We start from the raw sequence: 12,076 nt of genomic DNA, 5'->3' as shown, positions 1-12,076 counted from the left end.
ACGGAGACCGGCGCCGGCACATAATCCGTACCCGCATTGCCGCCGCCCCTTCACCCCCCGCGCGGGATGGGATAAGCACACGCGACTTTCGAATGCTGCGGGGGCCAACCCATGAAATTCACGCTGTCCTGGCTGAAACATCACCTGGAAACCCAGGCGACGCTGGACGAAATCCTGTATGCCCTGACTGACCTCGGTCTGGAGGTCGAAGGGGTGGAGAACCCCATCGAGCGGCTCGCAGCCTTTACGATTGGCAAGGTGAAGACGGCCGAGAAGCACCCGGATGCGGACAAGCTGAAGGTTTGCGTGGTGGAGACCGACGAGGGCGACACCCAGATCATTTGTGGCGCCCCCAATGCGCGGGCCGGAATCACCGTGGTGGTGGCCAAGCCGGGCACCTATGTGCCGGGCATCGACACGACGATTTCGGTTGGCAAGATCCGCGGCATCGAGAGCTTCGGCATGATGTGCTCGGAGCGCGAGATGGAGATGTCTGACGAGCATGACGGCATCATAGAGCTGCCCTCCGGCGAGGTCGGGCAGCGCTTCACGGACTGGCTGGCCGAGAATTCGCCGGAGAAGGTGGATCCGGTGATCGAAATTGCCATCACACCCAATCGACCCGACGCGCTCGGTGTCGAGGGGGTGGCGCGTGATCTGGCAGCACGCGGCCTGGGCACACTCATTCCGCGCGAGGTAGAGCCGATTCCGGCCACCTTCGTCTCGCCGCTCACGGTGAGTATCGACGAAGATACGCTTGACGGCTGCCCGTTATTCTGCGGCCGTCTCATTCGTGGCGTGAAAAACGGCCCCTCGCCGCAATGGTTGCAAGAACAGCTTCGTGCCATCGGCCTGCGCCCGATCTCTTTCCTCGTCGATGTCACCAATTTCTTCACCTACGACCGCAACCGGCCGCTTCACGTCTTCGATGCCGACAAGGTGAACGGTAACCTGCGCGTCCACCGCGCAAAGGGCGGGGAGACGCTGCTGGCGCTGGACGAGAAGGAATACTCGTTCGAGCCGGGTCAGATGGTGATCTCCGACGAGGCTGGCCCCGAGAGCATTGCGGGGATCATGGGCGGTTTGGAAACTGGCTGCACTGAGGAGACCGTGAATGTCTTCGTTGAGAGCGCCTACTGGGATCCGATCCAGATCGCCTACGCAGGACGTGCCCTCAAGATCAGTTCCGACGCGCGCTATCGTTTCGAGCGCGGCGTGGACCCGGCTTTCACGCCGGTCGGGCTCGAACACGCGGTGCGGATGATTGTGGACCATGCAGGGGGCGAGGCTTCCGAACTCGTCATTGCCGGCGCGGTTCCCGATACCGACCGCGCCTACCGGCTGGACGCGAAGCGCGTGGAGAGCCTCGTGGGTATGGAGATCCCGGAGGAGACGCAGCGCGCGACGCTGACCGCGCTCGGCTTCCGCTTGGAAGACGACATGGCCCATGTACCGAGCTGGCGCCCCGATGTGATGGGCGAGGCTGACCTTGTGGAGGAGGTGGCGCGCATCGCCTCGCTCACCGGTCTGGAAGGCAAACCCATGAGCCGTGCGGCGCCCGGCGTGCCGGAGCCTGTCCTGACGCCGATGCAGCGGCGAGAGAGCCTGACGCGCCGCACCGTGGCCGCACTCGGCTACAACGAGTGCGTGACCTATTCCTTCATCGACCAAGCCGCGGCCGAGCTCTTCGGTGGCGGTGGCGAGACCACGCGGCTTGAGAACCCGATCTCCTCGGAGATGAGCCACATGCGCCCGTCGCCCCTGCCGGGGCTGTTACAGGCTGCGGCCCGCAATCAGGCGCGCGGCATGAGTGATCTTGCGCTGTTCGAGGTGGGCCCTGCCTTCCACGGCGGCGAGCCGGAGGAACAGGACCAGGTGGCGGTGGGGCTTCTGGTGGGGCACAGCGGACCGCGCGACGTGCATGGTGCGCGCCGTGCGGTCGACGTGTTCGATGCCAAGGCCGACATCGAGGCGGTGCTTGCCGCCTGCGGCGCCCCTGCAAAGGTTCAGGTGCGGCGCGATGTGCCGGGTTGGTACCACCCCGGTCGCTCCGGCGCGATCTGCCTCGGACCCAAGAACGTCCTCGGGACGTTCGGTGAGTTGCACCCGAAGGTGCTCTCGGCGCTCGATGTAAAAGGGCCGGCAGTGGCCTTCTCGGTGAACCTTGCCGCGATTCCCTTCCCGAAGTCGAAGAGCGCCAGCCGTGGCGCGTTGGAACTTGCCGATCTTCAGGCGGTTGAACGCGACTTCGCCTTCGTTCTGGACCAAGAGGTCGAGGCACTGGCACTGGTCAATGCAGCCGCCGGTGCCGACAAGGCGTTGATCGAGGAGGTGCGCGTCTTCGACGAGTTCCACGGGGCGAAGGCCGAAGCGCAGATGGGCGCGGGCAAGAAGTCGATTGCGATCACCGTGCGACTTCAGCCGAAGCAGAAAACCCTCACCGAGGAAGAAATCGAAGCGGTTGGCAAGAAGGTGATCGAGAAGGTCTCCAAGGCCACTGGGGGCGTTCTCAGGGGGTGACGGCCTTGCGCGGCTACATCATCCGTGGTCGCGCGGCTGTCTCGGCTTGATCGGGCTCAAAGCAAAAAGCGCATCGGCGGTGTATCATGGCGGTAGGGAGCCCGCCGGGAAGATTTCCCCGACGATGTGAGTGATTGAGGCTTCCGCAAGGGGCGCCCCTGCAATTTCAGGGGCGTTCCGGTGAGTGGAATCTCGAAATGCTAGGTTTGCCGAACGGGGCTATCGGTCACGGGAGGAAGACGGTATTGCGACGGGAAAAGGGAGAGTGGCATGGCGCTGAGAGTTTACCTATCGGGAGAGATCCACACCGACTGGCGGGAGCGGATCGTGGCCGGAGCGGCCGAACTTGACGTTTCGTTCGATGGCCCGGTGACCGACCACGCGGCCAGCGACGATTGCGGTGTGGCTATCCTTGGCGCGGAACCTGACAAGTTCTGGCACGATCACAAGGGCGCGAAAGTCAATGCGATCCGCACTCGCAAGGGCATTGCCGATGCAGACATCGTGGTCGTGCGGTTCGGCGAGAAATACAAGCAGTGGAACGCTGCGTTCGATGCAGGTTATGCGGCCGCGCTTGGGAAATCGCTGATCGTGCAGCATGGCCCCGACCACCAGCATGCGCTCAAGGAAGTTGATGCCGCAGCCCTTGCGGTGGCCGAGACACCGGAACAGGTGGTGCAAATCCTGCGATACGTGCTGACCGGAAAACTGCCGGGCTGAGGGGGGAATGGCCGAACCGTTTGCGCGGCTCGGCCATGCATGGTCTCGGTGCTAGTCCCGCGGTGGCATGTTCAGTCCGCGTTGCACGGCTGGCCGCGCCAGAAATCGTTCGCGGTAGGCGGCGACATTCGGGAAGTCGCTCCAGCCGATGGCGTCGAGCGCCTGGTAGCCTGTCTCCAGCGACCGCAGCCACGGAGCGATGGCGATGTCGGCGATGGAGAAGTCACCGGCGATCCAGTCGCGCTCCGACAATTGTCCGTCCAGCACAGCCAGCAAACGGCGTACCTCGTTGCGGTAGCGCTCTAGCGGGCGAGCGTCCTCGATGGCCTTGCCACCATAGGCATAGAAGTACCCGAACTGACCGAACATCGGGCCGACGCCGCCCATCTGGAACATCAGCCATTGGGTGACGATCTGCCGATCCCGCGCTGTCTTTCCGATCAGCTTGCCGGTCTTGTCGGCCAGGTAGAGCAGGATCGCACCGGATTCGAAGAGTGGCAGCGGCACCCCGTCCGGTCCGTCCGGGTCGATGATTGCCGGGATCTTGTTGTTCGGGTTGAGCGACAGAAATTCCGGGCTCTTCACATCGGCATCCGCCAAGGTGACTTTGTGGGCTTCGTACGGCAGGCCCAGTTCCTCCAGCGCGATGGAGATCTTCACACCGTTCGGCGTGGGATAGGAGTAGAGCTGGATCCGGTCGGGGTGTTTCGCCGGCCAGCGAGTCGAGATCGGGAAGGTCGTTAGATCTGCGACGGCGGGGTTGTGCTGAATATTCATGGCGGTTCCTTACGCGTTCCAAATCCATGTAGAGATTGTTGCGATCCGATAAACCCCGCGACTTGTGCAAAGCTGCGGGAATGCCTGTGCATTGATTGGCCGAAAAACATGTCGTCCGGCATGGCACTGCGGTTGCTTGTCGCTTTCGACGGCCGCGCGCCAGCGGCGCGCGGCCCGGCCCAACGGGAGGAGCGGCATCTGCGATGCCGGGACGACGGGCGGGAGACGCCGGGCGATGGTGGTGCGCATGGGCACGCGGACACCATGAAAAAGAAAAACCCCCGAACAAGTGCCGGGGGCTTCGTGACTGGCGTTCGCCATGTCGGTACAGTCGCGCCTTGGCGGCGCCGTGGGTCTCACCCGTCTCAGAGGAGCCCTTCGCGCTGCGCTTTCTTGCGCGCCAGCTTGCGTGCACGGCGAATCGCCTCGGCCTTCTCGCGCGCCTTCTTCTCGGAAGGCTTTTCGAAGTGCTGCTTGAGCTTCATCTCGCGGAAAACGCCTTCCCGCTGCAGCTTCTTCTTCAGCGCGCGGAGCGCCTGATCGACATTATTGTCGCGAACACTGACCTGCATGTGGTTGTCACCACCTTTCCTGTTAGAGTTGCATCTGATTGCAGGAGGTGGCCGTATAGCAAACGATTACGGCGATGTCCATTGCGTCGTTTTCGTGAAATCGCCACGAGAGGTACAGGATGATCGAAACGTTGGGCGCGCCCGATGCTGCGCCGCAGGACGAGCTCCGGTCGCGGCTGCTGGAGGCGGCCCTTGTCAATGTTGCTTTCGACGGATGGAGCGATGCGACCTTTCGCGCCGCGTGCCGCGACGCGGAGGTGGAGTCCGGCGTCGCGCGGGTGCTTTTTCCGCGTGGCGGGGTCGATCTGGCGCTTGCCTACCACGAGCAGGGCGACCGCCTGATGATGGAACGGCTGGCGCTTGAGGACTTGCCGACGCTGCGCCTGCGCGAGCGGATCGCGCGTGCGATCCGCTACCGTATCGAGGCGATCGACGACAAGGAAGCGGTCCGGCGCGGCACGGCGCTCTTGTCGCTGCCGCAATATGCCACCGACAGCGCCCGCGCGCTCTGGACCACGGCGGACCGGATCTGGGCCGCCCTAGGCGACAGCGACGACGACATCAATTGGTACACCAAGCGCGCGTCACTTGCCGGTGTCTATGCAAGCACGGTGCTCTATTGGCTCGGTGACGAGAGCGATGGAAACAAGGATACCTGGTCCTTCCTCGACCGCCGTGTGGCAGACGTGATGCGACTGGAAGAGGCGCGGGCGCGGATCACCGGCAATCCGGTGCTGAAGCGGGTGTTCGTAGTACCGAACCGGCTGTTGGCAATGGTACGTGCCCCGCAGTCGGAAGAAAGCGCGCCCGGCCAGTGGGCAGAGCCGCCGACGACGCCGGGTGCGGCGTTCCGTCATCGTTGAGCGGTGATTGAAACCCCTCGCCGAGCGGGTCACAAGCGGGGAACGCCAATGAGGAGCCCCCGCGATGACCCTGCCAGAGACGATGCGCGCCGTCGAAATCCGTGAACCGGGCGGACCGGAGGTTTTAGCGCTTTCCAACCGTCCGGTACCGCAGCCCGCGCAGGGCGAGATTCTGATCCGCGTTGCCTGGGCCGGTGTGAACCGGCCTGACGCCTTGCAGCGCGCCGGCAGCTACAAGGCACCGCCGGGCGCGAGCGACCTGCCGGGGCTGGAAGCCGCAGGCGAGGTTGCCGCCGTGGGGGCGGGCGTTTCGAACTGGTCCGTGGGCGATGCGGTCTGCGCGTTGTTGCCCGGTGGCGGATATGCCGAATACGTGACGACACCGGCCGCCCATGCTCTTTCAATCCCGACGGATATGGGGCTTCGCGAGGCCGCCTGTCTGCCCGAGACGTTTTTCACCGTCTGGTCCAACGTGTTTGAGCGTGGCGGCCTTGCCGCCGGTGAGCGGTTCCTCGTGCATGGCGGCAGTTCGGGTATTGGAACGACGGCAATCCAACTCGCCAACCTGTTTGGCGCACGGGTGTTTGCGACGGCGGGGTCGCCGGAGAAGTGCTCTGCCTGTACGAAACTCGGTGCCGAGCGCGCGATCAATTACCGTGAAGAGGATTTCGTGGAAGTCCTGCGCGGCGAAGGCGGGGCCGACCTGATCCTCGACATGGTGGGCGGCGACTACCTGCCGCGCAACGTGAGGGCACTGGCTGACGATGGCCGCCTGGTGCAAATCGCCTTCCTCAAGGGGCCGAAGGTCGAGCTGAATTTCGCGCAGGTCATGTTGCGGCGTTTGACGATCACCGGTTCCACGCTGCGCCCACAGTCGGATCTGGCCAAGGCGCGAATCGCGTCGAGCTTAAGGGAGAAGGTTTGGCCATTGCTGGACGCGGGCTCGATCGCGCCGGTGATGGATTCGGAGTTTCCGCTCGACAAGGCCGACCAGGCGCACGCCCGCATGGAAAGTTCGGGCCATGTCGGCAAGATCGTGCTGCGGGTTGTGTAACGACAGAGAGATTTCGTTTCGCGGTGCGGCGGCGCTGCGGCATACAGGTATTCAGGTCCTAGTCGTCGCCCGTGCGGCAGCTTCCCCAAATTGAATTGATCAAACCTGGATATCGAACATGTCGAAGAAACTAATTGCGGAATTCGTAGGCACCTTCTGGCTGGTGTTGGGCGGTTGCGGCAGCGCCGTTCTTGCGGCGGGTGTGCCGGATGTGGGTATCGGCTTCCTGGGGGTATCGCTTGCCTTCGGACTGACCGTCATGACGATGGCCTATGCGGTCGGCGGCATCTCGGGCGGGCATTTCAACCCGGCGGTCTCTTTCGGGCTCATGGTGGCCGGCAAGTTCGACCAAAAGGACCTGTTGTCCTACTGGGCGGCGCAGGTTGCAGGCGCCATCGTCGCCGGTTTCGTGCTCTGGATCATTGCGCATGGGCAGGACGGATTCTCGTCCGTCGGGAACTTCGCGCTCAACGGCTATGGGTCTGCCAGCCCCGGTGGCTACGGCTTCTTCGCCGGTCTGGTGACCGAAATCGTTATGACGGCGATGTTCCTCGTCATTATCCTTGGTGCCACCGCCAAGGGAGCGCCGGTCGGTTTTGCACCGATCGCCATCGGCCTTGGCCTGACGCTTATCCACCTGATCTCGATCCCGGTGACCAACACATCGGTGAATCCGGCGCGGTCGACAGGCGTGGCGCTCTTCGGTGGCGGAAAAGCGATCCTGCAGCTCTGGATGTTCTGGGTCGCCCCGCTCATCGGTGGTGCGCTCGGTGCCGTGATCTGGAAGATGCTGGAAGGTGAGAGCGTCACGGCGGCGGCAGATTCGGTTGTGGATGCTGTCGAGGAAGCCGTGGACACTGTTGTCGAAAAGGCCGAAGCGGCAGCAGAAGATGTCGCCGACAAGGCCGAGGACATCGCCAAACCGGATACGGACACCAAGTAGAGGTAAATCAGCGCCCGCCACCCAATCTGGGACGCTTTGCCTAGCGCACCGGGTCCAGCAGGGCCCGTTGCTCGGTGCAGTCGCGGCGGACATCGCGGCCACATGCCCGCGGGGCAAGATCCCTGGTCAGGCAAATCCGCGTTTCCATGATGCGACCGTCCCGGCAGGTTACGGTTACCATATCGGCGGTCAGATTCGGATTGGCCTCCAACCACGCCTCTTCGACAACGGAGGCGGGCAGGGCGACACTCTCTTTCAGACTGCGAAGTACGGGTGGCCGGGTAACACTCTCGTATGCGTCGCGGGCCTGTTCGTAATATGCATTGGCCTCAAGCCCCGAACAGCGCCCGTGTTTTTTCCATTGGTACCAGGCGAGCCCGCTTGACCCCATGATGTCGGCCATGGCCGCTGTCTGTCCGCGCGATGGGTTGCGCGCGGCGGTGTTGCAGAAGCTCGGCCAGCCGTCCTCGTATTGCGGCCAGAGCCCGTGTAGAATCCATCCGTGATCCAAGCGTGGGTCGCATTGCTCGGCCCCTTTCGCATCGCCCTCGATTGCGCAGAAACTCGGCGACCAGCTCAGCGCCATCACGTAGTAATCGAAGTCGCCGGCCCGCTCGCCCTCGGCCAGGGCCGCGCCGGTAAGCGCCGCCCATACAAGTATCCAACGCATTTTGACTTTCCTTTCCGCCGCGGCCGCCTTATATGCCATGCAATTCCCGAAAACGAGGAAAAGCGGCCCCGAAAGGTCGCGGCCGTTTCCCGGCCACGGGAGAAATGTGCGAAGGAGGCAGATATGAACAAGCCGCTGATGGCCAAGGCGACCGCCGTCTGGCTGGTCGACAACACCACGATCAGCTTCAAGCAGATCGCGGATTTCTGCGGCCTGCACGAATTGGAAGTGCAGGGGATCGCCGACGGGGATGTCGCCGCCGGCGTGAAGGGATTCGATCCCGTGGCCAATAACCAACTCGACCAGATCGAGATCGACCGGGCCGAGAATAACCCACTGCACAAGCTCAAGCTCAAGTTCAACGCTGCTGCGGTGGGCGAGGAAAAGCGCCGCGGACCCCGCTACACGCCACTTTCCAAACGCCAGGACCGGCCGAACTCGATCCTCTGGCTGGTGAAGTTCCACCCCGAGCTGACGGACGGCCAGATCTCCAAGCTGGTCGGCACCACCAAGCCGACAATCCAGTCGATCCGGGAACGCACGCACTGGAACATCCAGAACATGCAGCCCATCGACCCGGTCGCACTCGGGCTGTGCAAACAATCCGAACTGGATGCTGTGGTGCAGAAGGCGGCGGCAAAGAAGGCTGCCGAGGGCGAGGTGATGAGCGACGACGAGCGTCGCAAGCTGGTCTCCACGGAGCAGTCTCTGGCTGCCGATCCGGAACCGAAGATTCCGTCGGCGATTTCCGGCCTTGAGACCTTCACGCTCTCTGGCGATCCGCGGGGGGAAGAGGACGAAGACGACCGAGATCCGATCGTGGACGCGGACAGCTTCTTCAACTTGCCAGAGTCCACGGATGACAAGGACGACGAGGAAGACGACCCGCAGCCCTGAGCTGTTTGCTGGTTTTGCGCCCCGTCAGGGGCGCATCAGCGTTCCGAAGATCCGGTCCCGGTGTTCTTCGAGGTAGATCCTCAGCCAGGGCGTGAAGCGCTGCGGACGCCGTTTTATCTCGGCCGTTAGATCGTAAAAGCCCACCCACTCAACCTGCGAGACCTCGTCGGGGTTCGGATAGACCTTCATCTTGCGTTCTGCCATCGCCATGAAGATGTCGACCACCTCGTGCTCGACCATGCCGCCACCGACCTCGGCGCGGTATTCCACGCGATCCCTGTGGGCCGGGTAGAGCCCGGTAATTCCCAATTCCTCCCGCAGACGTCGAACGGCGCAGTCCGCGGCCGGCTCCATCCAGCGCGGATGGGTGCAGCACGTATTCGCCCAGAGACCGGGTGAATGGTACTTGCCCGCTGCCCGGCGCTGCAGCAGGACGTTCTCGCCGTCCATGACGAAGATGGACACCGCCTTGTGCCGGAGGCCACGGCGGTGCACCTCCAACTTGTCGACGGGCTGTAGCGTGCCATCGACCCAGGCGGGGATCATTTCGTCGGTCATTGGTTATGGATCGGAGCGAAAGCGATGGCGGGTACGGGCGGACTGTAACGTTTTAGGCGCGCCATGCCGGGCAGGCGCGGATTCCCTGAAAACCTAAGCCGTGAACTGGTAGCATATCACCTCGACAAGGTGACACAGGGGGCGGAGGCTAGCATGCCTGTGTATGCAAGGTCATGCGAACACTGTCCTGCAACCCATGGAAAACCGGGGCGATCCACCGGTCTGACGCCATCCGGCTCGCGCACGCATGCGTCTTTTTGACCGCCCGCGCGGGAGCACCGTTTCTACATGAGAGGGATTGGGCGGCGAGGTGGAGATACCGACAGAACACCACTGACTTGCATGACCGCCGCGTTGATGCGAGGAACCCGCATGTTTTGCACTTTGGTCGCGGCTACCGTCGCTACAATCGCGCTGTCGCTCCAATCCAACGCCCAGACCGCTGAGGCCGGTGCCGAAGCCTTCGACCAACAATGCGCAAGCTGCCACGTCGTCGTGAACGGCGCGGGACAAACGCTTGCCGGAAAGCGGGCGAGAACCGGGCCTAACTTATACGGTGTCGCAGGAGCGCCCGCCGCCAGAATCGACGGGTTTCGATACGGCTCAGGGCTGCGGGCTGCCGCCGAAGCCGGGTTGATCTGGGACGACGCGACCTTCGTCGCCTTCATCACGGACACAAACGGCTTCTTGCGAGAATTCACCGGCGACCGCAAAGCTCGATCGAAAATGGCCGGCAAGGCGAAGTCGGCGGAAGATGCTGCCGCGATCTTCGCCTTCCTGAAATCGGTGCAGTAGTCTTCGTCGAACGAGATCGTGCCGATCGAAGCGAGTGGGGGCTGGCTCATCACGGTCAGTTTTTCTTTTCCAAACACCGGGCCGCGCCTGTAGCCTTCACGTGGAAAGAAACAGGGAGCCCGATTCATGTTTACCCGCTCACTCCCCGGCGCCACGGCGCTCACTCTTGTCGCCGCCATGGCCAGCGCCGCGCAGGACGACATCACTGTCGGGATGGCACTGGAGCCACCGAATCTCGATCCGACCGGCGGCGCTGCCGCTGCCATCGACGAGGTGGTCTATGCGAACATCTTCGAGGGGCTGACGCGTTTCGCGTCGGACGGCTCCATTGTCCCTGGCCTTGCTGAAAGCTGGGACGTGTCGGAGGACGGTACGACTTACACGTTCCACCTTCGCGAGGGTGTGACGTTCCACGATGGCACGGCAATGGACGCCGAGGACGTGAAATTTTCACTCGACCGCGCCCGTGCAGAGGACAGCACCAATGCTCAGAAGGCATTGTTTGCAGGGATCGAATCGGTGGAGGTTGCGGACCCGCAGACAGTGGTGATCGGCCTTGCGGCGGCCGACGGCGCATTCCCGTTCAAGATGGCTTGGGGGGACGCCGTTATCTTGGCGCCTGAAACCGCCGATCAGGCAGCGACCCATCCCGTCGGCACCGGGCCATTCGCCTTCTCTGAATGGGTACAGGGTGACCGCGTGGAAATCGCGCGGAACGATTCCTACTGGGGCGAACCAGCCGCGCTCGCCAGCGCGACGTTCAAGTTCATCTCCGACCCGAACGCCGCCTTCGCGGCGTTGATGTCGGGCGAGCTGGATGCCTTCCCCATATTCCCGGCGCCGGAAACGCTGGTGCAGTTCGACGCCAACCCGATGTTCCGGGTTATGGTCGGCTCGACCGAGGGTGAGACGATCCTCGCGATGAACAACGCTGCAGGGCCCCTCGCGGACGTTCGTGTGCGCAAGGCAATCGCGCACGCAATCAACCGGATGGAGATCGTCGATGGAGCCATGCACGGCTACGGAACGCCAATCGGCACGCATTTCGCTCCGCATAATCCAGACTACGTTGATCTGACGGGACAATCCGCGTTCGATCCGGATGCGGCAAAAGCGCTGTTGGACGAAGCGGGACAGACCGATCTCAAACTGCGCCTTGCCCTTCCGCCGCCCTCCTATGCGCGCCGCGGTGGTGAAATCGTGGCCGCACAGCTCCGCAATGTCGGTATCGAGACCGAGATTTCCAATCTGGAGTGGGCACAATGGCTGGAACAGGTATTCAAGGGAAAGGACTTCGACCTGACGATTGTCAGCCACACCGAACCCGCTGACATAAACATCTACGCCAGGCCCGACTACTACTTCCAGTATGACAATCCGGACTTTCAAGCGCTGATGACGGAGCTGGAGGCCACGGCCGATCCGGCCGCTCGCAGCGATATTCTGAAGACCGCCCAGCAGATGATCGCGGACGACTACGTGAATGGGTTCCTCTTCCAGCTTGCCAAGACCGGCGTCGCGAACAGTAAGATCGAGGGCCTGTGGGAGAACGCTCCCACCCAGGCCAACGATCTGACAGCGGTGCGCTGGACGGATTGAAATGCGCCGGGATAGACGTCGTTCCAGCAGTCGCAGGCACAGCGACGTCCGGTGAGAAAAAGAAGGGGCCGGCACAAGCCGACCCCTTTGAATTCGATCGTTACTGCG

The 12,076-nt window shown here is 63.0% G+C and carries 11 protein-coding genes and 1 pseudogene; 8 read left to right on the top strand and 4 right to left on the bottom strand.

The annotated features are described in order from the left end of the window. The first annotated feature begins 111 nt into the window (after nucleotides 1-111). Together pheT and ARC39_RS19985 are read left to right on the top strand one after the other, a co-directional pair. The gene (pheT, locus tag ARC39_RS19990; RefSeq protein ID WP_068116932.1) at nucleotides 112-2,520 is read left to right on the top strand and encodes a phenylalanine--tRNA ligase subunit beta; all 2,409 of its coding nucleotides are present in this window, start codon (nucleotides 112-114) and stop codon (nucleotides 2,518-2,520) included. 270 nt (nucleotides 2,521-2,790) lie between these two features. Then, nucleotides 2,791-3,240: a YtoQ family protein gene (locus tag ARC39_RS19985; protein ID WP_068116929.1), complete on the top strand. Its 450-nt coding sequence runs from the start codon at nucleotides 2,791-2,793 to the stop codon at nucleotides 3,238-3,240. Between the two features lie 51 nt (nucleotides 3,241-3,291). Here the strand turns inward: ARC39_RS19985 and ARC39_RS19980 are convergent, their stop codons facing one another. Beyond that, nucleotides 3,292-4,017, bottom strand: a complete 726-nt coding sequence (locus ARC39_RS19980; RefSeq protein WP_068116927.1) for a glutathione S-transferase family protein — start codon at nucleotides 4,015-4,017, stop codon at nucleotides 3,292-3,294. Nucleotides 4,018-4,382: 365 nt separating this feature from the next. Beyond that, a complete protein-coding gene (gene rpsU, locus ARC39_RS19975; protein ID WP_005614280.1) occupies nucleotides 4,383-4,589 on the bottom strand; it encodes a 30S ribosomal protein S21 in 207 nt (68 codons plus the stop codon). A gap of 119 nt (nucleotides 4,590-4,708) precedes the next feature. Here rpsU and ARC39_RS19970 point away from each other — a divergent pair, with 119 nt between their 5' ends. The 3 genes and pseudogenes from ARC39_RS19970 to aqpZ all read left to right on the top strand — a co-directional run. Further along, complete coding sequence (locus tag ARC39_RS19970) at nucleotides 4,709-5,452, top strand: COQ9 family protein (protein WP_068116925.1); 744 nt, start codon at nucleotides 4,709-4,711, stop codon at nucleotides 5,450-5,452. Nucleotides 5,453-5,522: 70 nt separating this feature from the next. Next, nucleotides 5,523-6,506 (top strand): NAD(P)H-quinone oxidoreductase, encoded by a 984-nt coding sequence (locus ARC39_RS19965; RefSeq protein ID WP_068117182.1) that lies wholly within the window; start codon nucleotides 5,523-5,525, stop codon nucleotides 6,504-6,506. 118 nt (nucleotides 6,507-6,624) lie between these two features. Continuing rightward, nucleotides 6,625-7,299 (top strand): annotated as a pseudogene (aqpZ, locus tag ARC39_RS19960) (aquaporin Z); the annotation flags it as partial. A 190-nt stretch (nucleotides 7,300-7,489) separates the two neighbouring features. Here the strand turns inward: aqpZ and ARC39_RS19955 are convergent. Further along, nucleotides 7,490-8,119 (bottom strand): ribonuclease T2 family protein, encoded by a 630-nt coding sequence (locus ARC39_RS19955; protein ID WP_068116922.1) that lies wholly within the window; start codon nucleotides 8,117-8,119, stop codon nucleotides 7,490-7,492. A 123-nt stretch (nucleotides 8,120-8,242) separates the two neighbouring features. Here ARC39_RS19955 and ARC39_RS19950 point away from each other — a divergent pair, with 123 nt between their 5' ends. Then, the gene (locus tag ARC39_RS19950; protein ID WP_068116920.1) at nucleotides 8,243-9,016 is read left to right on the top strand and encodes a DUF1013 domain-containing protein; all 774 of its coding nucleotides are present in this window, start codon (nucleotides 8,243-8,245) and stop codon (nucleotides 9,014-9,016) included. Between the two features lie 24 nt (nucleotides 9,017-9,040). Here ARC39_RS19950 and idi read toward each other — a convergent pair whose 3' ends face one another. After that, complete coding sequence (gene idi / locus ARC39_RS19945) at nucleotides 9,041-9,574, bottom strand: isopentenyl-diphosphate Delta-isomerase (protein ID WP_149866497.1); 534 nt, start codon at nucleotides 9,572-9,574, stop codon at nucleotides 9,041-9,043. A 372-nt stretch (nucleotides 9,575-9,946) separates the two neighbouring features. Between idi and ARC39_RS19940 the strand changes: the two genes are divergently transcribed. Both ARC39_RS19940 and ARC39_RS19935 read left to right on the top strand, forming a co-directional pair. Beyond that, nucleotides 9,947-10,369 carry a c-type cytochrome gene (locus tag ARC39_RS19940; protein WP_161470996.1) on the top strand — a complete coding sequence of 141 codons (423 nt, stop codon included), beginning with the start codon at nucleotides 9,947-9,949 and terminating at the stop codon, nucleotides 10,367-10,369. Nucleotides 10,370-10,495: 126 nt separating this feature from the next. After that, nucleotides 10,496-11,968, top strand: coding sequence for an ABC transporter substrate-binding protein (locus tag ARC39_RS19935; RefSeq protein ID WP_068116919.1), 1,473 nt, complete (start codon nucleotides 10,496-10,498; stop codon nucleotides 11,966-11,968). Nucleotides 11,969-12,076: the final 108 nt, after the last annotated feature.

The sequence above is a fragment of the Tropicimonas marinistellae genome (genome assembly GCF_001509585.1).
Taxonomy (GTDB): Bacteria; Pseudomonadota; Alphaproteobacteria; order Rhodobacterales; family Rhodobacteraceae; genus Tropicimonas; species Tropicimonas marinistellae.
Note: the sequence above shows the minus strand (reverse complement) of the source record. Positions and strands in the feature narration are given on the sequence as shown.